Genomic DNA, 19,607 nt, shown 5'->3' with positions numbered 1-19,607 from the left:
CCACTTGGTATGGATGAACGGATTGCATATGACTGAACAGCGCCCGATTGCGGTCCTGGGGGGCGGGAGTTTCGGTACCGCCGTGGCCAATCTGCTGGCCGAGAACGGCCATCCGGTACGCCAATGGATGCGTGACCCGGAGCAGGCCGAGGCCATCCGGATCAATCGCGAGAACCCGCGTTACCTCAAGGGCATCAAGATCCGCCCTGAAGTTGAGCCGGTGACTGACTTGCAGGCGACTTTGCAGGACTGCGACCTGTTTTTTGTCGCCTTGCCGTCCAGCGCCCTGCGTTCGGTCCTGGCGCCCCATGCCGAACGCTTGAGCGGCAAATTGCTGGTGAGCCTGACCAAGGGGATCGAAGCCCAGACCTTCAAGCTGATGAGCGAGATTCTCGAAGAAATTGCACCGAAGGCTCGAATCGGCGTGATTTCCGGGCCGAACCTGGCGCGCGAGATCGCCGAGCATGCCCTGACGGCCACCGTGGTCGCCAGTGAAGACGAAGAGCTGTGTCAGCAGGTCCAGGCCGCGCTGCATGGCCGCACCTTTCGGGTCTACGCCAGTGCCGACCGTTTCGGTGTGGAACTGGGCGGGGCGCTGAAGAACGTCTATGCAATCATCGCCGGCATGGCGGTGGCGCTGGGTATGGGGGAGAACACCAAGAGCATGCTGATTACTCGGGCGCTGGCGGAAATGACCCGTTTTGCCGTCAACCAGGGCGCCAATCCCATGACCTTCCTGGGGCTGGCCGGGGTCGGCGACTTGATCGTCACCTGTTCCTCCCCCAAGAGCCGCAACTACCAGGTCGGCTTCGCCCTCGGTCAGGGTTTGAGCCTGGAAGAGGCCGTGTCGCGCCTGGGCGAAGTGGCCGAAGGGGTGAATACGCTCAAGGTACTCAAGGCCAAGTCTCAGGAGTCTGGGGTCTACATGCCACTGGTCGCGGGGTTGCATGCGATTCTGTTCGAAGGGCGCACGCTGGAACAGGTGATCGAACTGTTGATGCGTGGCGAACCCAAGACCGACGTCGATTTTATTTCCACCAGTGGCTTCAACTGAGCCTCAATTGATCAGAAGCAGGAGCGAACCATGAACGATCCAAAAGGGCAGGCCCGATACGAGTCCATCCTGCTGCGTGTGTTGTGGATGGTGATTTACCTGCTGGTCTGGCAGGTGGCGCAGTTCATCCTGGGCGCGGTGGTGCTGGTGCAACTGATCTACCGGCTGATCTATGGCGCGCCCAGTGCCAGCCTGATGAACTTTGGTGACAGCCTGAGCCAGTTCCTGGCGCAGATTGGCCGTTTCGGCACCTTCCACAGCGACCAGAAGCCCTGGCCATTCGCGGACTGGCCAACCCCGCGCACGCCGGAAGGTGAAGCACCTCACGCCGTGGCTCCGGCCCCGCATCCCGTTCGGGACGAGGAGCCGAAACTATGAAGCTTTGGGTATTGCGTCATGGTGAGGCCGAGCCCCATGGTGCCCGTCCCGATCCCGAGCGAACCCTGACCCTCCATGGTCGTGAAGAGGTGCTGCGCAGCGCTGGCCGGTTGATGGGCGAGCCGTTGCGGGCCATCTACGCCAGCCCTTATGTACGCGCCCAGCAGACCGCCCAACTGGTGCGTGAAGCACTGGGTTTTGAACCGGCGCTGATCACCGTGGACTGGCTCACGCCGGAGACCCGTCCGCAAACCGTCCTGGAACACCTCAAGGATCAGGATGATGTACTGCTGGTCAGTCATAACCCGCTGGTGGGCAGCTTGCTGGGTTTTCTCCAACATGGGCACTTGCAGCAACCGGAGCAGGTGCAAACGGCCGGGCTGGCGGAGCTTGCGGGCGATCTGCCCTTGGCTGGGGCTATGGCGCTCAAGAGCATCAAGCACCCATAAGATTGAGCACCGTGAAAATCACAAAGGAAGGGCAACGATGAGTCTGTGGCGCACCACCCCCAACATCGAGCAACTGAACCTCAAAAGTAAAAACACCATCAGCGAAGTGCTGGACATTCGTTTCGAATCTTTCGACGACGAATCCCTGACCGCCAGCATGGTGGTCGATCACCGCACCCATCAGCCATTCGGCCTGTTGCATGGCGGTGCGTCGGTGGTGCTGGCTGAAACGGTCGGGTCCATGGCCGCCTATCTGTGCGTGGACACCAGCAAGTTCTATTGCGTGGGCCTGGAGATCAACGCCAACCACTTGCGCGGTGTGCGCAGCGGTCGGGTGACGGCCACGGCCCGGATGATCCATCTGGGCCGTACCACCCAGGTCTGGGACATCCGCCTGACCAACGACGAGGGCAAGGTCAACTGCGTGTCGCGCCTGACCATGGCCGTGGTGCCGCTGGGCGAGCAGCCGCCGACGCGCTGAAGCCTGGTTGGACCATGCGGCGCCTTCCCTGTAGGAGCTGCCGCAGGCTGCGATCTTTTGATCCTGATCCATGAGCGTTCACTCTCGCCTCAGTTGCCTGGGAAAAGATCGCAGCCTCGCTGCACTCGACAGCTCCTACAGGGGGCAGCGTCTTCTTGCATGGGGCCGGGTTCATAACCCAGCCGTGCCTGTCACCATTGCTGTCAGTTACGGTCATTGCCGCGCCACCGGGTTGTGCGGACAATCGGTTCCAGTTTCCCCATGGATCCACTGTCATGTCGCAACAGGTGTTTTTCGCCCACGCCAATGGTTTTCCCTCGGCCACTTACGGCAAGCTGTTCGCCGCGCTGGCGCCGCAGTACGAGGTCGCGCATCTGGAGTTGCACGGCCATGACCCGCGTTTTCCGGCGGACGATAATTGGCACAACCTGGTGGACGAACTTATCCATCACCTGGAGCAACAACCTGAACCGGTGTGGGGCGTCGGCCATTCCCTGGGTGGCGTTCTGCATCTGCATGCCGCATTGCGCTGCCCGCAGCTATATCGTGGCGTGGTGATGCTCGATTCGCCGGTGCTGACCCGCGCCGATCAATGGGTGATCCTGGCTGCCAAGCGCCTGGGGTTCATCGATCGCCTGACTCCGGCGGGACGGACGTTGGGTCGGCGTGAAGAGTTCACTGACCTGGAGTCGGCCCGGCAGTATTTTTCCGCCAAGACACTGTTCCGTGGGTTTGACCCGGAATGCTTCGACGCCTACCTGCAACATGGCTTGCAGCAAGTCGGCGACCGCTTGCGGCTGCGCTTCGATCCGGCCACGGAGATCAGCATTTACCGCGGCGTGCCACACACCAGTCCTGGGCGGGCCCGCATGCTCAAAGTGCCGCTGGCGGTGGTGCGCGGCCGGCAGAGTCGCGTGGTGATGCGTCATCACACCCGTTCGGTGGGGCGAATGCCCCATGGCGAATCCCTGAGCATGCCCGGCGGCCACATGTTTCCCCTGGAACGTCCGCAGGACACGGCCAAACTGCTCAAGGACCTCTTTCAGCGCTGGGAAGGGCGCAGCTTATGAGTGTGGTCGAAGAAGTCCGTCTGAGCCTGCCCCACATTGAACTGGCGGCCCACCTGTTCGGGCCGGAGGATGGCCGGCCGGTGATCGCCTTGCACGGTTGGCTGGACAACGCCAACAGCTTCGCCCGGCTGGCCCCCCGGCTTGAGGGCTTGCGGGTCATTGCCTTGGACATGGCCGGTCACGGTCACTCCGGGCATCGCCCGCCCGGTGCCGGCTATGCCCTGTGGGACTATGCCCATGATGTGCTGCAAGTCGCCGAACAACTGGGCCTGGCGCGTTTCGCTCTGCTGGGGCATTCCATGGGCGCCATCGTTTCGCTGGTGCTCGCCGCAGCCTTGCCCGAACGGGTCACGCACCTGGGGCTGATCGACGGGGTGATCCCTCCCACGGACAAAGGTGACAATGCCGCCGAACGCATGGGCATGGCTTTGCAGGCGCAGCTGGATTTGCAACAAAAACGAAAACCGGTCTACAAAACCCTCGACCGGGCCATTGAGGCGCGCATGAAAGGGTTGGTTGCGGTCAGCCGCGAAGCCGCCGAGTTGCTGGCCCAGCGCGGCCTGATGCCGGTGCCGGGAGGCTACACCTGGCGCACCGACAATCGCCTGACCTTGCCATCGCCGCTACGCCTGACCGACGAACAGGCCATGGCCTTCGTGGCGCGGGTCGCTTGTCCGGCGCATCTGGTGGTGGCTGCCGACGGCATGCTCGCCCGACACCCCGAGTTGCTGGAGCGTCTACCCTTCAGTCATGAACGGTTGCCCGGCGGTCATCATTTGCACCTGAACGACGAGGACGGCGCCGCGCTTGTAGCAGACTGTTTCAATCGGTTCTTCACCGTTTCTTGACTTGCGCCCGGCAACTGTCGAGGCTGGGCGGGTTGAAAAAGGGAGACAACCATGACAGATCTCTGTTTAGCGGCCTCGCAGCGCATTGATGACACCGGCCCCACCCCAGAGACCCAGGCCATGCCGATCCGATGAAATTATCCATTCATTCATTCGCCTTGCTTACGCTGGCCTGCTTCAGCCCGGCATCGTTTGCCGCCGATGTTCCTGGCAGTCGGGACCTGGAGGGGGTGCCCCGCATGCCCGACGCGCAAATTGTCGATTACCGGCAAACCACTGACCTGGAGCGGATTTATCCCCTGGGTTCGATCCGCAAGATCAGCGGCCAGTTGCGTTTCGACGGCCAGGTCGATGCCCGTGGCAACACCACGTCGGTGACCTACGAACTGCCGCCGGAACACTCCGCCACCCAGGCCTTTACCGCCGCCCGTGAAGCCTTGCAGAAACAGGACGCGCAACTGTTGTTCTGGTGCCAGGCCCGTGATTGCGGCGAAAGCAGCCTGTGGGCCAACGAAGTGTTTGGCAATGCCAAGCTCTACGGCGCCGATAACGGTCAGGCTTACCTGCTGTTGCGCCTGGCGCCACCCGCGGACAACACGCTGATTGCGCTGTATGGCATTACTCGCGGCAATCGCAAGGCTTACCTGCACGTCGAACAGTTCGAGGCAAACGCCTCGCTGGGGAACCTGCTGCCCACATCGGCCACGCTGTTGCGCCAACTCAAGGATACCGGCGTGCTGGACTTGCCGCGCCTGGTCGGCGAACCAGACGAAACCTGGTTGCGTCTGCTATCCCGGGCGCTGAACCTGGATACGGGCCTTCGGGTCACTGTCGCCGGTCCCCAGGCCGAGGCCTGGCGGCAAGCGTTGATTGACCAGGGTGTCCGGGCGGCGCGAATGGAGGCTGCCAGGGGCGATGCGGCGGGCCTGCATCTTGAGCTGCTGCGATAAGCTGTTTCGGGTGACGTGCTTCACGCCGTCACCCCGGCCTTGTTCATATTTCGAGACCTGACATGCTCAATAACGATCGGCTGTTGGTGCAGATCCTGCTCCTGGTGTTGTTCGGTGCAAGTTTCTGGGTGATGGCTCCGTTCTGGTCGGCGCTGTTCTGGGGCGCGGTCCTGGCGTTTGCCAGTTGGCCGCTGATGCGCCTGCTGACCCGCTGGGTCAACGGTCGCGAGTCCCTGGCTGCGGCTTTGCTGACGGTGGGCTGGATGGTGCTGGTGGCGGTGCCACTGGTGTGGCTGGGCTTCAACCTGGCCGATCATGTGCGCGATGCCACGGCATTCGTCAAGAATGTGCAGGTCGATGGTCTGCCCGATCCCCCGGTATGGCTGGCGGGCGTACCGCTGGTGGGTGGCCGGTTGGTGGGTATCTGGAACAGCATCGATCAGCAGGGTGCGGCGATGATGGTGTCCGTCAGGCCGTACCTGGGACAGGTCGGCAACTGGCTGCTGGCCCGCAGTGCGCAGATCGGCGGCGGCATCCTCGAACTGACCCTGAGCATCGTGTTCGTGTTCTTCTTCTACCGTGACGGCCCGCGCCTGGCGGTGTTCGTGCACGGGTTGCTGGAGCGTCTGATCGGTGACCGTGCCGGTTACTACATCGAACTGGTGGCCGGTACTGTGCAGCGTGTGGTCAACGGTGTGATCGGTACCGCGGCAGCCCAGGCGGTGCTGGCGCTGATTGGTTTCCTGATCGCTGGCGTACCGGGGGCATTGGTGCTGGGCATCGTCACCTTCCTGCTCAGCCTGATTCCCATGGGGCCGCCCCTGGTCTGGATTCCCGCCACGGCGTGGCTGGCGTGGAAGGGCGAATACGGGATGGCGGTGTTCCTGGGCATCTGGGGCACGTTCATCATCAGCGGCGTAGACAACGTGCTCAAACCCTACCTGATCAGCCGTGGCGGAAACTTGCCGCTGGTGATCGTGTTACTGGGGGTGTTCGGTGGGTTGATCGCCTTCGGTTTCATCGGACTGTTCATTGGCCCGACCCTGCTGGCGGTGGCCTACAGCCTGTTGACGGACTGGAGCAAAAGCCAGGCGCGATAGTTCGATTGCCGAGCATCTGTGGCGAGGGAGCTTGCTCCCGCTAGGGCGCAGGAGCGGTGTAGGAGCTGTGTAGGAGCTGTCGAGTGCAACGAGGCTGCGATCTTTTCCCTGACACTTGAATCTCAAGCGAAAGATCAAAAGATTGCAACCTTCGGCAGCTCCTACAAGTGCATACAAGTGCAGCCTTGATGAATCAAGTCGCTACGTTCAGGTATTTCCCCACGGTGGCAACGTCATCCAGCGAGTATTGCCGGCTGAGGTTGGCGATCATCTTGCTCAGCGCTTCACTGACATTGGTCTGGTCGGTGGAGCTGTCGCTGTTGCTGCTAATTTGCAAGGCGCTGGTCAGTTCACTGGCGACGATACTGCCATCACCATCACCATCACCATCACCATCACCATCGGCGTCGAGCTTGCTGAGCAGCTCCTTTTGAAACTGCTGATTGCGGGCACTGCTGGTGCTGGTATAGCTCGGGTAACTGCTGACGCTACCGATCATGTGCGCTCTCCTTGGACTGGGGTAACCGGTGGGTGTACCGGCTTATGCAGCCTCGATGGCGCAGTTGTCGTGGGTGTGTGGGGTTTGTACCGGTGTACATACATAAGCATTCGGACCTGTCCCGGACCTTGTGGGAGCGAGCCTGCTCGCGATAGCGGTCTGGCTGTAACATTTGTGCTGGATGTGCCGGCATAATCGCGAGCAGGCTCGCTCCCACCGGGGAAGGTGTTTCGCAGGAGGTCAGGTGCGCGGTAAGCGGATCACTGCCGTCAACCCACCCCCCGGCGTCTCTTCCAGGCTCAACTGCCCGCCCAGGCGTTCGGTGGCTTCACGGGCGATGGTCATGCCCAGGCCGACACCGCCGGAGTTGCGGTTGCGTGAGCCTTCCAGGCGATAGAAGGGTTCGAACACCGCTTCGCGTTTATCTGCCGCGATACCGGGGCCGTGGTCGATGACCCGGATCAGTACCTGATGTTGCTGGTCTTGCAGGGTTACCAAGGCATGGCCGGCATAGCGCAGCGCGTTGTCGATGAGGTTGTTAAGGCACGAGCGCAGTGCCATGGGTTGCACCTGCAGTGGGGCGCAGGCGCCGCTGACCTGCACATCGGCGCCCTGGTCCTGGGCGTTTTCGCTCAATGATTCCACCAGGGCCTGCACGTCCATCCATTGCAGCGCTTCACTGGTGCGCTGTTCGTGCAAATAGGTCAGGGTGGCATCGAGCATGCCAATCATATCGTCCAGGTCCTGACGCATCTGGCCCTGCAGCTTGATGTCACCGATCTGTTCCAGGCGCAGCTTGAGCCGTGAAAGCGGAGTGCGCAGGTCGTGGGACACCGCACCGAGCATGCGCGAACGCTGCTGCACCTGCTCGCGAATTCGCTGTTGCATGAGGTTGAACGTATGGGCAGCCTGGCGGGCTTCCCGGGGGCCGGTTTCGTCCAGCGGTGGGCTGTCGAGGTTTTCGCTCAGGCGTTCGGCGGCATCGCTCAGGCGCTGGATAGGCCGGGTCAGCAGTTTTGCACCGTACCAGGCGGCGATGATCAGACACACGAACTGAAAGGTCAGCGGTACCACCGGGCCTCCGAACCAGGGACGTTGAGTGTGTTGAGGGGGCGGGTTAAAGCGCGCTGGACCTTCGCCTTGCCGGGAAAATTCTGGCGGTGGCCCGGGGGGCGGTGGTGGGCCGTAATAAAAAAACCAGGCAAAGGCCAACAGGTGCGCCAGGATGATCGCCAACAACAGCACGCCAAACAGGCGGCCGAACAAGGTGTCGAGGCGCAAGCGCATCAGCCGATGTCCCTGGCATCAAACAGGTAGCCTTCACCGCGTACGGTCTTGATCAGTTGCGGCGCCTTGGGGTCGTCACCCAGCTTTTGGCGCAGGCGTGAGACCAGCAGATCGATGCTGCGGTCGAACGCCTCGATGGAGCGCCCACGGGCGGCGTCCAGCAACTGTTCGCGGCTCAGTACCCGGCGCGGTCGTTCGATGAACACCCACAACAGCCGGAACTCGGCGTTGGACAACGGCACCACGAGTCCGTCAGCGGAGATCAGCTGGCGCAGCACACTGTTGAGCCGCCAGTTATCGAAGCGAATATTGGCCCGTTGTTCGGTACGGTCGTCGCGTACCCGACGCAGGATAGTCTGGATCCGCGCCACCAGTTCCCTGGGTTCGAAAGGTTTGGCCATGTAATCGTCGGCGCCCAGCTCCAGGCCGATGATGCGGTCGGTGGGCTCGCACCGGGCGGTGAGCATCAGGATCGGAATGTCCGATTCGGCGCGTAACCAGCGACACAGTTGCAAGCCGTCTTCGCCCGGCAGCATCAGGTCGAGCACGACCACGTCGAAATGCTCGGCCTGCATCGCCAGGCGCATGGCCGCGCCATCGGTCACGCCGCTGGCGCGTATGCTGAAACGGGCCAGATAATCGATCAGCAGCTCGCGGATCGGCACATCGTCATCGACGATCAACGCCCGGGTGCTCCAGCGCTTGTCATCGTCGGGCGTTTTTTGATCGTCAGAATTTGCAACAGGGGTGTTCTGCATGGATGCATCATCTGCCAGGTAGGCTGCCAACCGCAAAGAAGGCGGCGAGGTTGAGGCTTCAGCATAGGCTTCGTGCCGTGAGGCGTGAAGCGCTGAAAGGACGGGGGTGCGGCGCCAGACGGTAGCGTGCCGGCGTGTTGTGCGCGTGTCATGAGTGTATCGACTTCGACACAAAGGCCGGCATCGTCCATGCTGTCCGGGCGCGATGAGGATTTACCGATCATCGGGTCCCGCACGGGCGCTGGTTCCGCTACAATGCGCGCCGATTTCGACTTGCCTGAGAGCCCGCTCATGTCCGCCTGCCAGACGCCCATCATCGTTGCCTTGGATTTCCCTACCCGTGACGCCGCCCTGAAGCTGGCCGACCAGTTGGACCCCAAGCTGTGCCGGGTTAAAGTCGGCAAGGAGCTGTTCACCAGTTGCGCTTCGGAAATCGTCGGGACCCTGCGTGACAAGGGTTTTGAAGTATTCCTGGATTTGAAATTCCACGATATTCCCAATACCACCGCCATGGCCGTCAAGGCTGCCGCCGAGATGGGGGTGTGGATGGTCAACGTGCATTGTTCCGGCGGCCTGCGCATGATGGCGGCCTGTCGTGAGGTGCTGGATCAGCGCAGCGGTCCAAAACCGTTGCTGATCGGCGTGACCGTGCTGACCAGCATGGAGCGCGAGGACTTGGCCGGCATCGGTCTGGATATCGAGCCTCAGGAACAGGTGCTGCGCCTGGCGGCGCTGGCGCAGAAGGCCGGCATGGACGGTCTGGTATGTTCGGCGCTGGAAGCCGGTGCGCTGAAAACGGCACACCCGACCTTGCAACTGGTGACCCCCGGGATTCGTCCGGCGGGCAGCGCCCAAGACGATCAACGCCGCATCCTGACCCCGCGTCAGGCACTGGACGCCGGTTCCGACTACCTGGTGATCGGCCGACCGATCAGCCAGGCGGCGGATCCGGCCAAGGCGCTGGCGGCGGTGGTGGCCGAACTGGCCTGATCAAACGCCGAGGTTTCCCCTTGTGGGAGCGGGCTTGCTCGCGAAAGCGGAGTGTCAGGCGCCAGTTGTGCTGTCTGACCCACCGCCTTCGCGAGCAAGCCCGCTCCCACTGGTTGTTTTGAGTTAGACCTTCAATACAAGCTTCCCGAAATTTTCCCCGCTGAACAATTTGGTCAGAGTCTCGGGGAATGTCTCCAGCCCTTCCACGATGTCTTCCTTGCTCTTGAGCTGCCCCTTGGCCATCCAGCCGGCCATTTCCTGCCCGGCGGCGGCGAATTGCGAGGCGTAGTCCATGACCACGAAACCTTCCATGCGCGCCCGGTTGACCAGCAGCGACAGGTAGTTGGCCGGGCCTTTGACCGCTTCTTTGTTGTTGTACTGGCTGATGGCACCGCAGATCACTACGCGGGCCTTGAGGTTCAAGCGGCTGAGCACCGTATCGAGGATGTCGCCGCCGACGTTATCGAAATACACATCCACGCCTTTGGGGCATTCGCGCTTGAGGCCGGCATGGACGTCTTCGTTCTTGTAGTCGATGGCACCGTCGAAGCCCAGCTCATCGATCAGGAATTTGCATTTGTCGGCCCCGCCGGCGATGCCCACCACTCGGCAACCTTTGATCTTGGCGATTTGCCCGGCGATGCTACCCACCGCACCGGCGGCACCCGAGAGCACTACCGTCTCGCCGGCCTTGGGCGCACCAACGTCCAGCAGGGCGAAATAGGCAGTCATGCCGGTCATGCCCAACGCTGACAAATAACGCGGCAATGGCGCAAGTTTCGGATCAACCTTGTAGAAACCTCGCGGCTCGCCGAGGAAATAATCTTGCACACCCAGTGCACCGTTAACGTAGTCCCCGACCGCGAAGCCCGGGTTGTTCGAAGCAACCACCTGGCCTACGCCCAAGGCGCGCATCACTTCACCAATGCCTACCGGCGGGATGTAAGACTTGCCTTCGTTCATCCAGCCGCGCATGGCCGGATCCAGGGACAGATATTCGTTCTTCACCAGAATCTGACCGGCTGCCGGTTCGCCGACCGGTACTTGCTGATAGGTGAAAGTCTCACGGGTCGCCGCGCCCACCGGGCGTTTGGCGAGCAGGAACTGGCGATTGGTCTGGGCAGTCATGGCTGGCACTCAAGATGAATGAAGCCTTGTTGATAGACCTTCGAAGCGTTTGCCGCAAGGTTTGCTGATGCAGCGAATGCAGTTCGATCGAACCCAGTGATAATGGCCTCGGCCCCGTTATCACTGGCGCCCATAAGTACCCAAACGGCAATTGGATAGTGCTGCCGTGTCCTTCGGACCTGTGACTAGACTGGCGTCATCTCCCGCATTCTTCGAGGAATTGATAATGAGCATGACGTTTTCCGGACAGGTCGCCGTGGTCACGGGTGCAGCTGCGGGCATTGGCCGTGCGACGGCCCAGGCGTTCGCGGCAGAAGGCCTGAAAGTGGTGGCGGCCGACCTGGACGTAGCGGGTGGTGAAGGCACCGTGCAGTCGATTCGCGAGGCGGGCGGTGAAGCGGTGTTCGTGCGCTGCGACGTAACGCTGGAAAGCGACGTGCAGAACCTGATGAACGAAGTGATCAATGCCTATGGCCGCCTTGACTACGCCTTCAACAACGCTGGGATCGAGATCGAAAAGGGCAAGTTGGCTGATGGCACCCTCGATGAATTCGACGCAATCATGGGCGTCAATGTGAAGGGCGTCTGGCTGTGCATGAAATATCAGTTGCCGTTGCTGCTGGCCCAAGGGGGTGGTGCCATCGTCAATACCGCCTCGGTGGCAGGCCTGGGGGCGGCGCCGAAGATGAGTATCTATGCGGCGTCCAAGCACGCGGTGATCGGCTTGACCAAGTCGGCGGCCATCGAATACGCCAAGAAAAAAATCCGCGTCAACGCGGTTTGCCCGGCGGTGATCGACACCGACATGTTCCGCCGTGCCTATGAAGCGGATCCAAAAAAAGCTGAGTTCGCCAACGCCATGCATCCGGTAGGACGGATCGGCAAGGTCGAGGAAATCGCCAGCGCAGTGCTGTACCTGTGCAGCGATGGCGCGGCCTTCACCACCGGTCATTCGCTGGCGGTGGATGGCGGTGTCACGGCTTTCTGAAGGAAGCTGCGATCAGCTCGTAGGACGAGGCCCGCACTAGTTGTGGGCTTTTTCTTTGGAGGTCAAAAAGTCCCAGTATAAGCCCCTCAATGTGTTTCAAAGGGTGAGAATCGGCGGTTTTGGTGATGTTGTCGTACATCGTCTGGAGGCAGCCTGTGCTTAACTGTTTCCAGAGATAAAACAGTTGCTTAGGAGCTTGGTTACTCATGGAGTTGAGAATCGACCGGCAGGCCCTGGTGCCTGTCGTACAGCAAATTGTCGATGCGCTGGCCGGCTGGATTCGACAGGATGCGGTTCAACCGGGGACTCGCCTGCCATCCATCCGCCAACTGGCGCGGGAAAATCTGCTCAGCCAGTCCAGTGTCAGTGAAGCGTGTGAACGCCTGGTGGCGCAAGGCGTATTGGCGTCTCGCCATGGCTCGAGTTTTTTTGTCGCGCCGCTCCCTTCGTCCGGGCAGGAACCCACCGACCAAGGCTGGCAGGAAGAGGCGCGGGGGGACCAGGATAATTTGACCGACAGTTGGCAATGGGAGCTGAAACTGGGTGGTGGGGGGCTGCCCGAAAGCTGGCGCGAAAGCGATGACTTGGGCTATGCGATCCGCCAGGTTACCCGCACCGATATGGCGGGGTTGTTCAATTACAGCACGCCGATGGGACTGCCCGCTTTGCGCGAACAACTGTCCAGGCGTCTGAAACAATTCAATATCGAAGCCGATAAAAACCTGATTCTGACCACCACGGGCGCGACCCACGGCCTGGACCTGATTGTGCGCACACTGCTTCAACCTGGCTGTTGCGTGGTGGTGGAGAGCCCCGGTTACTCGAATCTGTTTGACCTGCTCAGACTTCATAAAATCAACATGATCGAACTACCCAGGACCCCACGCGGCCCGGACGTTGAGGCACTTCAGTACCTCTTGGCGACGCACCGGCCCTGTGCCCTGTTCGTCAACAGTGCCTGCCACAACCCGACCGGTAGTAGCCTGGCCCCGGTCGTGGCTCAGCAACTGCTGCAAGTGGCGAAAAAACACGCCGTTCTGGTGGTCGAAGATGATGTCTATGCCGACTTCCAGGGCTCGACGCGGACCCGGCTGGCAGCGCTGGATGCTGACGTGGTGTACGTGGGCAGTTTCTCGAAAACCCTGAGCAGCTCGTTGCGGGTCGGCTTCGTGGTGGCCGGTTCTTCTGTCATCGCCCGCCTGAGGGAGGTCAAGGGCATCACCAGTATGGGCAGTTCGCGGTTCTGTGAGTCGGTGCTGGCCAATCTCTTGGCCAATGGCGCCTATCGCAAACTGGTCCAGCGTCAGCGGCAACGTTTGAGCGGCGATATGGCAGCGGTGTTGCAGGTGCTGGAGGATGCGGATTGGGAGGTTTTTGGTAAACCGGCTGGCGGGCTGTTCATCTGGGCGCGTCCACCGTTATGCGACTACGCTGCATTGCAGCGCCTGGCCAAGCGGTTCGGCATAGTGCTTTCTTCCCGTACAGCGTTCAGCCCTTCGGGCGCTAACAGTGACTGGCTACGGATCAACGTGGCCCACGCCAGCGATTCGAGGGCCCTGGCATTCTTCCGGGCCGCGGCTCTGGATCGACCTCAAGTGTCCTGAAAGCGACGGCGCTGTAGCTTTTTGCCATTATTCCGACGCCAGCATCTTGTGCTACAGGGCGTCTCGTTGCGAATCTGCAATCAACACACACTGGCAGGGGACTGGGCGCAATGATTTCGGCCGTGCAAAGACGTTTTGCCAACTTGGGTATGGCAAAAAAACTGGGTCTGGGGTTTCTCCTGGTGCTGCTGCTTACCGCAGTGGTGGCGGCCATTGGTGTCTGGTCCCTGCAAACCATCAGCCATCGCTTCAATGGTTTGAAGCAGATGTCGTCCCTCAACAGCGGGTTGCTCAAGGTCCGGCTGCTTGAGCAGGAGTACGCCTTGCGCTCGGACCCCAAAACGGTCGATGCCTTGCGGCTGGGTGTGGACGGGTTGATTGCCCAGGCCAACGAACTCAAGGCGCAATCGGCGGCCAATGTGCCGGTGATGAATGACGTGGAGCAGGCCCTGGCGGCTTACCGCAAGGCGTTCGACGAATTCGTCGAGTTGAGCCAGAGCAAAGACCTGGCACTGGAAATGGCCAGTTGGTCAGTCTCCAGCGTTGCCAACAACCTGGATGTGCTGCAAGCGGGGCTGGCGGATGATGGCGCCTATACATTGAAAGAGTCCGAAGGCAAGGAGGGCGCCGAATTCATTGAGCAGGCCAATCAGGTCAGCGAAGTGTCACGGTTGATGTTGCAGGCCATGAACGAAGCGCGGGTCCGCCTGGACCAAAGCCGTAAAGGCTCTGACGAGGGCGCCGGGCAGGGCACTATTGAACAGGCCGAGCAAGCCATGAAGCAGGCCGAGGTGCTCAAGACCACCGTCAAGGACCCGGGATACCAGACCGTGCTTAACGAAGTGGCCGGGCACATCGCCGGTTTCAACGAAAAACTCGCTGAATACACCGGTCTGCTGGCCCAGGAGAAAATCGTTTACCAGCAACTGCATGAGCGTGCCTCCCAGGTAGTGGAGCGGGTTGACCAGGCTTACACAGCCGAGGACGGTGCCATGCAGGCGGAATTGAAGAAGAATTCGCTGCTGATCATTGGCTCGTCGGCCCTGGCGCTGCTGGTGGGACTGATTGCGGCCTGGGTTATCACGCGGCTGATCGTCGGGCCTTTGCGCAGTGTCATCCGCGTTGCACAGAAGATTGCCTCGGGCGACTTGAGCGCAACGGTGCAGGTGACGCGCCAGGATGAAATCGGTCAACTGATGCTCGCCATGCAACAGATGGGGGCGGGCCTGAGCGGTATCGTCAGCGGTTTGCAGGCCGGTATCGAACAGTTGGCCAACTCTGCCCAATCGCTGTCGGCTGTGACCGAGCAGACCAACCTGGAAGTCAGCAGCCAGAAGGAGGAGACCGAGCAGGTCGCCACGGCCATGAACCAGATGACCGCCACCGTGCACGACGTGGCACGTAATGCCGAGGAAGCGGCCCAGGCGGCCCAGACCGCCGACGATAAGGTTGAAAGCGGTCAGCAGGTGGTGCGCCAGAGCATGGTGCGCATTGAACAATTAGCCGATTCGGCCACGTCAGCCAGCAGCAGTATTGAAAGCCTCAGCGCTGAGATCCAGAACATTGGCACAGTGTTGAGCGTGATCAAGAGCGTGGCTGAACAGACCAACTTGCTGGCGCTCAATGCGGCCATCGAAGCCGCCAGGGCCGGTGAGCAGGGCAGGGGCTTTGCGGTGGTGGCCGATGAAGTGCGGGCCCTGGCCAAGCGCACGCAACAGTCCACCGAGGAAATCGAACGACTGGTGAGCGCCTTGCGCTCAGCCGCCCAGACCTCCGTGCAGCAGATCCAGAGCAGTGGCGAGCTGGTGAAAATGGCGGTCAGTGACGCACTGCAAACCGAAAGCGCCTTGGGGAGCATTGCGGCGGCGGTGTCGCTGATCCAGCAGATGAACCAGCAGATCGCGGCGGCGGCCGAGCAACAAAGTTCGGTAGCTGAAGAGATTAACCGCAGTGTCACCAGCATCCGCGCCAGTGCCGATCAATCTTCCCTGGCGATGCAGGGCAATGCCGCGTCGAGCATTGAGCTGGCGCAGCTGGGGGTTGAGCTCAAGGGAATGGTGGGGCATTTCAGGTTGTGAGCTGACGACGGAGCACTTGGGGCGAGGGGATAAGTCCCCTCGCCACAGATGAGTCAGGCTTGAGAGCCCAACCCTAATATCAGTCGTAAACCTTCTTCTTCTTCCACTCGTCGTTTACTTCGGCGTCCTTCAGCCCTTCGGTCAACTGGTTGACTTCGCCTTCGACGGGTTGGGTGCTGGCCAGAACCATGGCGTTGGCGCGGGCCAGGAGTTTTTCCAGGTAGGCCAGTTGCTCGGCATAGACCTGTGGTTCCTGTTGCTTGCGCAGGTACTGCACGCCACGTTCGAACGCCAGGCGGGCCTGTCCCGGTTGTTCCTGCTGCAAGGCTTGCTGGCCGAGGTTGTTGAAAAACTCGATGTGCAACAGCACCAGGATGTGCCGCACTTCGCGGATCCAGCGCTTGGCTTCGTTGGGCGGCAGGAAACCGTCCTGGGCAGCGCGGGTGATCTGACCGTGCAGGGCTTCGAGCAGAAACCGCACATCCTTGGCCTTGGCTTCAGTCTGGATCGGTGCCGGTGGATTGTTCACCGGGATTGATTCGCCCTGGGCGGCCAGCGCATTCAGTTCGTCCAGGCGCGCCTTGACCGCTGTATTGGTTTTCTCCAGGTTCAGCAGGCGTTGGCAGACGTTGATCTCAAGACGCGTGATCAACAGCTTCAGGGCCGGGGTCATCAGTTGTCCGGGGAAGGTCTCGGTGAGCTCGCCACAACGACGTAAACGGTCGTTGAGTTCAACCTTGGTACGGGCCTTTTCCAGCTTGTTGTTTTCCACCACATGGTTCATGTAGCCAATGGCGATCAACAGTGCGATCCCGGCTACGACGAGCAGGGTGATCATGAGTGGTGTCACCGGTAAGACCTCTTTATTGGGGTTCGCATATCAAGAGTGTAGTGGCTTGGCTTTTAAGCGCATAGGCCCGCGCGATGCGATTAGACAGGCGTTGCGCTGTGTATGAACGTGCGGCGAATGTGGGTGCACATTGCCACTATTTGTCGGACACGACTATAACGTCTTGGCGGACGACAGAATATAGGCGCCAGAGGCCAGGCGGGCAAAATGTGCGAACAGGCCTCAAACCGGGCGAAGTCATTGATTTAAATAAATTTATATCTGGGGGTTGACGACCCAGCAATCCATCCATAGAATGCGCGCCACTTACAGCGTAAAGCACTTAGCCAAACGCGATAAGCAGTGAATGTTGTACGTGTGTCCCCTTCGTCTAGTGGCCTAGGACACCGCCCTTTCACGGCGGTAACAGGGGTTCGAGTCCCCTAGGGGACGCCAATGCGGGAATAGCTCAGTTGGTAGAGCACGACCTTGCCAAGGTCGGGGTCGCGAGTTCGAGTCTCGTTTCCCGCTCCAATTTTAAACAGCGTTGCCTTCGGGCAGGGCTGAGTGAAACCAGAACCGATATCTTCGGGTACGGATCTGGGCACTGGAACACACACCATGTGTTCCGGGCAGCGTGTCCCCTTCGTCTAGTGGCCTAGGACACCGCCCTTTCACGGCGGTAACAGGGGTTCGAGTCCCCTAGGGGACGCCATTTGCGGGAATAGCTCAGTTGGTAGAGCACGACCTTGCCAAGGTCGGGGTCGCGAGTTCGAGTCTCGTTTCCCGCTCCAAATTCAAAAAAACGCCGCTCATTGAGCGGCGTTTTTTTTCGTCCGTGAAAAAGCGATCTCAACCTTCGAGGCTATCCACCAGACTCTCTAGTACGTCTGCACTCTCGTCTTCCGGCGACTCGGGCGCGGGAGTCATTGTCCGCTTCTGCCGAGCCAAGCGGTATTCGCTGGGTGTGCAGTTGGCGTATTGCTTGAAGGCGCGGGCGAAGTAGGAGGGATCCTTGAAACCGGCCTCATAGCCGATGCTGGTGATAGGCATCTGGCTATTGTCGAGCAGTTCCTTGGCAAAGCTCATGCGTTTGTTCAGCACGTAATCGGTGAAGCCAAGCCCGTTGGCTTCCTTGAACACACGGCTGAAGCGAAACGTGGTCATGCCGCATCGCTTGGCCAGGTCCCGCTGATCGATGCTGTCGCGAAAATGCTGGTCGATGTACAGCATGATGTGGCTCAGGGCCTGGTGTTTCTGGTGTCCGGAGGTCAGACGAATGCTGTCCGGCAGGGTTGGCGCGTGGTCGATCAGCGAAGTCTTGCGCGGGCCACTGGTGTGGCGACGTAGCTCGCATAATTGCACCAGGGCCGTCAGGTAGCGCTTCCTCTCCGTGGCCGACAGGGGCAATACCATGTATTCCCAAACGCTAGAGCGCATGGCCCATACCGCCAGTTCCTCAGAGTGCTGCACGGTGAACATGGTAATGGGTGTGGCGGGAACGGTGTGCTTGATCTCCAGTAACCGCCTCAGGCCCGGCGTGTCCGGGCGATCGAAGTGGATGCAGATCATGTCTGCCTGTTCCCCGCCGGGCAGCAGGGCGTCTTTTGCCTGGGTACAGTCGCAAGAGTCCTCGAACTGGCTGACAAGTTCCGGGGTGGACCGATCGTGAGTCAGATCGAACCACAACAGCTTTGGCTTTCTGGTCAGATTCGGCGTCATGTGCCTACCACTCAGCGGTACTACTGCTCTTAAGCTAGCAGTATTGCCAATGTGCCATCACTTCGCCGAATAATTTTTTATAAAAAGCTTTTTTTAAAGCGCCGCAAGTTCAAAAACGGCAGAGCGCAAATCATTGCGAGTTGCAATTGCAATATATGCCTGGCCCCCCGCGCAAAATAATCCTAGCGATACGCAAAATCCTCCTAACGGCTATCCCCACCCGCTGACTAGGGTTGCATCAGGCAGTTGCAAAAGTACTGCCCCTGAAAACAACCCTGATGAGGTGCGCAAAATGACTCTTCAAACAATCAAGGCTTCGGTGCTGAAGTTCGCCAAAGATGAAGACGGCCTGACCATTGTGGAATACGCCGTGGCCGGTGGGTTGATTACGGTGTTGGTGGCCGCCGCCTTCGTTCTTCTGGGCGGTGCCGTGAATACCAAAATCCGCGCGCTGTGCCAGGCCGTCAACGGCAACGTCGCCTGCTGATAGCAACAACTGCGCGGGGACACGGCAATGTTTACGGAATCGTCGCTTGCGACTCTTTTGCTGTGAGTACAACGAATAATTCAAATGGACTTGGCGTTGTCCCCGACAACTAAGTTCATGGCGGTACAGCCTTTCTCAACGTTGAGGTGAAGAAAATGACTCTGCACACAATAAGAACTGCGATCAGCCGGTTCGCCAAAGATGAAGACGGCCTGACCATTGTTGAATACGCCGTAGCGGGTGGTTTGATCACCGTGTTGGTGGCGGCAGCCTTCGTCCTTCTCGGCGGCGCGGTGGACACCAAGATCCGTGCGCTGTGCCAGGCCGTCAACGGTAACGTGGCCTGCTAACGATAACTGCAACAGGGAGACGCGCCATGTCCATGGAATTGCTGGTGTCGACGGTACTGCTGCTGGGACTGCTAGGCGTGGCGGTGGTGAGCGATTTGCTTCGCCACCGCATCCCCAACACGCTGGTCCTGTTAGGCCTGGCCTTGGGCTTGGCCGGTCAGACTTATATAGGCGGGATCAGCGGAACGGGTGACAGCCTGCTGGGGATGCTGATCTGTTTCGCGCTGTTTTTACCCATGTATGCGGTGGGCGGCATGGCGGCCGGTGACGTCAAGTTGATGGCCATGGTGGGCAGTTTCCTGCCGGTTCATTACGCCTTGTGGGCTGCGCTGTTCAGCCTGATTGCCGGTGGCGTGTGCGGTTTCCTGATCGTGCTGGCCCGCGGTCAGTTGCTCCAGACCCTCCAGCGTTACTGGTTGATCGTGCGGGCCCAGGCTTACCTGGCGCCTACTGCGGATGAAGTGGCCGGCAAACCTTTTCCTTATTCGATCGCGATCCTGATCGGCACCTTGAACAGCGTCTACTGGCAGCTGGTTGCCGACGGCTGGGGAGTCTAG

Annotated in this window: 21 protein-coding genes, 4 tRNA genes and 1 pseudogene; 20 read left to right on the top strand and 6 right to left on the bottom strand. The window is 60.4% G+C overall.

Translation table 11 applies throughout. The features are described 5' to 3' along the window. The first annotated feature begins 28 nt into the window (after window positions 1–28). The 8 genes from MA884_RS16760 (at window position 29) to MA884_RS16725 (ending at window position 6,330) form a co-directional block, all read left to right on the top strand. A complete protein-coding gene (locus MA884_RS16760; protein ID WP_256231551.1) occupies window positions 29–1,054 on the top strand; it encodes an NAD(P)H-dependent glycerol-3-phosphate dehydrogenase in 1,026 nt (341 codons plus the stop codon). Between the two features lie 30 nt (window positions 1,055–1,084). Continuing rightward, on the top strand, window positions 1,085–1,432 hold the full coding sequence (locus MA884_RS16755) for a DUF4389 domain-containing protein (RefSeq protein ID WP_214913404.1): 348 nt from the start codon (window positions 1,085–1,087) through the stop codon (window positions 1,430–1,432). Next, window positions 1,429–1,881: a phosphohistidine phosphatase SixA gene (sixA, locus tag MA884_RS16750; protein ID WP_256231550.1), complete on the top strand. Its 453-nt coding sequence runs from the start codon at window positions 1,429–1,431 to the stop codon at window positions 1,879–1,881. The genes MA884_RS16755 and sixA overlap by 4 nt, the downstream gene beginning before the upstream one ends. A 37-nt stretch (window positions 1,882–1,918) precedes the next feature. Next, window positions 1,919–2,362: a hotdog fold thioesterase gene (locus MA884_RS16745; RefSeq protein ID WP_256231549.1), complete on the top strand. Its 444-nt coding sequence runs from the start codon at window positions 1,919–1,921 to the stop codon at window positions 2,360–2,362. Window positions 2,363–2,637: 275 nt separating this feature from the next. Next, on the top strand, window positions 2,638–3,432 hold the full coding sequence (locus MA884_RS16740; RefSeq protein ID WP_256231548.1) for an alpha/beta fold hydrolase: 795 nt from the start codon (window positions 2,638–2,640) through the stop codon (window positions 3,430–3,432). Continuing rightward, complete coding sequence (locus tag MA884_RS16735; protein WP_256231547.1) at window positions 3,429–4,280, top strand: alpha/beta hydrolase; 852 nt, start codon at window positions 3,429–3,431, stop codon at window positions 4,278–4,280. Before MA884_RS16740 ends, MA884_RS16735 begins: the two co-directional genes overlap by 4 nt. Before the next feature lie 143 nt (window positions 4,281–4,423). Next, window positions 4,424–5,230 (top strand): DUF4892 domain-containing protein, encoded by an 807-nt coding sequence (locus tag MA884_RS16730; RefSeq protein ID WP_256231639.1) that lies wholly within the window; start codon window positions 4,424–4,426, stop codon window positions 5,228–5,230. Between the two features lie 62 nt (window positions 5,231–5,292). Further along, on the top strand, window positions 5,293–6,330 hold the full coding sequence (locus MA884_RS16725; protein ID WP_256231546.1) for an AI-2E family transporter: 1,038 nt from the start codon (window positions 5,293–5,295) through the stop codon (window positions 6,328–6,330). A 193-nt stretch (window positions 6,331–6,523) separates the two neighbouring features. Here the strand turns inward: MA884_RS16725 and MA884_RS16720 are convergent, their stop codons facing one another. The 3 genes from MA884_RS16720 to MA884_RS16710 all read right to left on the bottom strand — a co-directional run bounded on the left by MA884_RS16720 (window position 6,524) and on the right by MA884_RS16710 (window position 8,874). Then, window positions 6,524–6,829: a hypothetical protein gene (locus tag MA884_RS16720; RefSeq protein WP_256231545.1), complete on the bottom strand. Its 306-nt coding sequence runs from the start codon at window positions 6,827–6,829 to the stop codon at window positions 6,524–6,526. A gap of 240 nt (window positions 6,830–7,069) precedes the next feature. Further along, complete coding sequence (locus MA884_RS16715; protein WP_256231544.1) at window positions 7,070–8,116, bottom strand: HAMP domain-containing sensor histidine kinase; 1,047 nt, start codon at window positions 8,114–8,116, stop codon at window positions 7,070–7,072. Continuing rightward, complete coding sequence (locus MA884_RS16710; RefSeq protein ID WP_256231543.1) at window positions 8,116–8,874, bottom strand: response regulator; 759 nt, start codon at window positions 8,872–8,874, stop codon at window positions 8,116–8,118. Before MA884_RS16710 ends, MA884_RS16715 begins: the two co-directional genes overlap by 1 nt. Before the next feature lie 291 nt (window positions 8,875–9,165). Between MA884_RS16710 and pyrF the strand changes: the two genes are divergently transcribed. Next, a complete protein-coding gene (pyrF, locus tag MA884_RS16705; RefSeq protein ID WP_256231542.1) occupies window positions 9,166–9,864 on the top strand; it encodes an orotidine-5'-phosphate decarboxylase in 699 nt (232 codons plus the stop codon). A 123-nt stretch (window positions 9,865–9,987) separates the two neighbouring features. On the opposite strand, the gene MA884_RS16700 is transcribed toward pyrF, so the two are convergent. After that, window positions 9,988–10,992, bottom strand: coding sequence for an NADP-dependent oxidoreductase (locus tag MA884_RS16700; RefSeq protein WP_256231541.1), 1,005 nt, complete (start codon window positions 10,990–10,992; stop codon window positions 9,988–9,990). 226 nt (window positions 10,993–11,218) lie between these two features. Between MA884_RS16700 and MA884_RS16695 the strand changes: the two genes are divergently transcribed. The 4 genes and pseudogenes from MA884_RS16695 (at window position 11,219) to MA884_RS28065 (ending at window position 15,662) form a co-directional block, all read left to right on the top strand. After that, complete coding sequence (locus MA884_RS16695) at window positions 11,219–11,980, top strand: SDR family oxidoreductase (protein ID WP_256231540.1); 762 nt, start codon at window positions 11,219–11,221, stop codon at window positions 11,978–11,980. A 206-nt stretch (window positions 11,981–12,186) separates the two neighbouring features. Then, the gene (locus MA884_RS16690) at window positions 12,187–13,584 is read left to right on the top strand and encodes a PLP-dependent aminotransferase family protein (protein WP_256231539.1); all 1,398 of its coding nucleotides are present in this window, start codon (window positions 12,187–12,189) and stop codon (window positions 13,582–13,584) included. A gap of 110 nt (window positions 13,585–13,694) precedes the next feature. Continuing rightward, a pseudogene (locus MA884_RS28070) lies at window positions 13,695–14,801 on the top strand (HAMP domain-containing protein); the annotation flags it as partial. Continuing rightward, complete coding sequence (locus tag MA884_RS28065; protein ID WP_371134785.1) at window positions 14,781–15,662, top strand: methyl-accepting chemotaxis protein; 882 nt, start codon at window positions 14,781–14,783, stop codon at window positions 15,660–15,662. The pseudogene MA884_RS28070 and the gene MA884_RS28065, both read left to right, overlap by 21 nt. Before the next feature lie 79 nt (window positions 15,663–15,741). On the opposite strand, the gene MA884_RS16680 is transcribed toward MA884_RS28065, so the two are convergent. Beyond that, a complete protein-coding gene (locus MA884_RS16680; RefSeq protein ID WP_256231537.1) occupies window positions 15,742–16,500 on the bottom strand; it encodes a hypothetical protein in 759 nt (252 codons plus the stop codon). A gap of 371 nt (window positions 16,501–16,871) precedes the next feature. On the opposite strand from MA884_RS16680, the gene MA884_RS16675 reads away from it, so the two are divergent. From MA884_RS16675 to MA884_RS16660, 4 genes are all read left to right on the top strand, one after another. After that, window positions 16,872–16,947 (top strand) — tRNA-Glu (locus MA884_RS16675). A gap of 2 nt (window positions 16,948–16,949) precedes the next feature. Further along, window positions 16,950–17,025 (top strand) — tRNA-Gly (locus MA884_RS16670). Window positions 17,026–17,130: 105 nt separating this feature from the next. Then, window positions 17,131–17,206: transfer RNA gene (locus tag MA884_RS16665), tRNA-Glu, on the top strand. 3 nt (window positions 17,207–17,209) lie between these two features. Further along, a tRNA-Gly gene (locus MA884_RS16660) sits at window positions 17,210–17,285 on the top strand. A 58-nt stretch (window positions 17,286–17,343) separates the two neighbouring features. Here MA884_RS16660 and MA884_RS16655 read toward each other — a convergent pair. After that, entirely contained in the window at window positions 17,344–18,213 is an 870-nt protein-coding gene (locus tag MA884_RS16655; protein ID WP_256231536.1) for a DNA-binding response regulator, read from the bottom strand. Window positions 18,214–18,505: 292 nt separating this feature from the next. On the opposite strand from MA884_RS16655, the gene MA884_RS16650 reads away from it, so the two are divergent. The 3 genes from MA884_RS16650 (at window position 18,506) to MA884_RS16640 (ending at window position 19,607) form a co-directional block, all read left to right on the top strand. Next, window positions 18,506–18,700, top strand: a complete 195-nt coding sequence (locus MA884_RS16650) for a Flp family type IVb pilin (RefSeq protein WP_008070254.1) — start codon at window positions 18,506–18,508, stop codon at window positions 18,698–18,700. Window positions 18,701–18,855: 155 nt separating this feature from the next. Continuing rightward, complete coding sequence (locus tag MA884_RS16645) at window positions 18,856–19,050, top strand: Flp family type IVb pilin (protein WP_256231535.1); 195 nt, start codon at window positions 18,856–18,858, stop codon at window positions 19,048–19,050. 26 nt (window positions 19,051–19,076) lie between these two features. After that, a complete protein-coding gene (locus MA884_RS16640; protein ID WP_256231534.1) occupies window positions 19,077–19,607 on the top strand; it encodes a prepilin peptidase in 531 nt (176 codons plus the stop codon).

The sequence above is a fragment of the Pseudomonas sp. Q11 genome, from assembly GCF_024494355.1.
Taxonomy (GTDB): Bacteria; Pseudomonadota; Gammaproteobacteria; order Pseudomonadales; family Pseudomonadaceae; genus Aquipseudomonas; species Aquipseudomonas hefeiensis.
This window is presented reverse-complemented; position numbering and strand designations above follow the sequence as displayed.

Excerpts from the sequence above, each read along its gene's own strand:
- MA884_RS16650 (WP_008070254.1), top strand. The coding sequence starts at position 18,506 with ATGACTCTTCAAACAATCAAGGCTTCGGTGCTGAAGTTCGCCAAAGAT.
- MA884_RS16695 (WP_256231540.1), top strand. The coding sequence starts at position 11,219 with ATGAGCATGACGTTTTCCGGACAGGTCGCCGTGGTCACGGGTGCAGCT.
- MA884_RS16680 (WP_256231537.1), bottom strand. The coding sequence starts at position 16,500 with ATGATCACCCTGCTCGTCGTAGCCGGGATCGCACTGTTGATCGCCATT.
- MA884_RS16655 (WP_256231536.1), bottom strand. The coding sequence starts at position 18,213 with ATGACGCCGAATCTGACCAGAAAGCCAAAGCTGTTGTGGTTCGATCTG.
- MA884_RS28065 (WP_371134785.1), top strand. The coding sequence starts at position 14,781 with ATGCTCGCCATGCAACAGATGGGGGCGGGCCTGAGCGGTATCGTCAGC.
- MA884_RS16745 (WP_256231549.1), top strand. The coding sequence starts at position 1,919 with ATGAGTCTGTGGCGCACCACCCCCAACATCGAGCAACTGAACCTCAAA.
- sixA (WP_256231550.1), top strand. The coding sequence starts at position 1,429 with ATGAAGCTTTGGGTATTGCGTCATGGTGAGGCCGAGCCCCATGGTGCC.
- MA884_RS16645 (WP_256231535.1), top strand. The coding sequence starts at position 18,856 with ATGACTCTGCACACAATAAGAACTGCGATCAGCCGGTTCGCCAAAGAT.
- MA884_RS16720 (WP_256231545.1), bottom strand. The coding sequence starts at position 6,829 with ATGATCGGTAGCGTCAGCAGTTACCCGAGCTATACCAGCACCAGCAGT.
- MA884_RS16700 (WP_256231541.1), bottom strand. The coding sequence starts at position 10,992 with ATGACTGCCCAGACCAATCGCCAGTTCCTGCTCGCCAAACGCCCGGTG.
- MA884_RS16735 (WP_256231547.1), top strand. The coding sequence starts at position 3,429 with ATGAGTGTGGTCGAAGAAGTCCGTCTGAGCCTGCCCCACATTGAACTG.
- MA884_RS16715 (WP_256231544.1), bottom strand. The coding sequence starts at position 8,116 with ATGCGCTTGCGCCTCGACACCTTGTTCGGCCGCCTGTTTGGCGTGCTG.
- MA884_RS16740 (WP_256231548.1), top strand. The coding sequence starts at position 2,638 with ATGTCGCAACAGGTGTTTTTCGCCCACGCCAATGGTTTTCCCTCGGCC.
- MA884_RS16710 (WP_256231543.1), bottom strand. The coding sequence starts at position 8,874 with ATGCAGAACACCCCTGTTGCAAATTCTGACGATCAAAAAACGCCCGAC.
- MA884_RS16690 (WP_256231539.1), top strand. The coding sequence starts at position 12,187 with ATGGAGTTGAGAATCGACCGGCAGGCCCTGGTGCCTGTCGTACAGCAA.
- MA884_RS16760 (WP_256231551.1), top strand. The coding sequence starts at position 29 with ATGACTGAACAGCGCCCGATTGCGGTCCTGGGGGGCGGGAGTTTCGGT.
- pyrF (WP_256231542.1), top strand. The coding sequence starts at position 9,166 with ATGTCCGCCTGCCAGACGCCCATCATCGTTGCCTTGGATTTCCCTACC.
- MA884_RS16725 (WP_256231546.1), top strand. The coding sequence starts at position 5,293 with ATGCTCAATAACGATCGGCTGTTGGTGCAGATCCTGCTCCTGGTGTTG.
- MA884_RS16755 (WP_214913404.1), top strand. The coding sequence starts at position 1,085 with ATGAACGATCCAAAAGGGCAGGCCCGATACGAGTCCATCCTGCTGCGT.
- MA884_RS16640 (WP_256231534.1), top strand. The coding sequence starts at position 19,077 with ATGTCCATGGAATTGCTGGTGTCGACGGTACTGCTGCTGGGACTGCTA.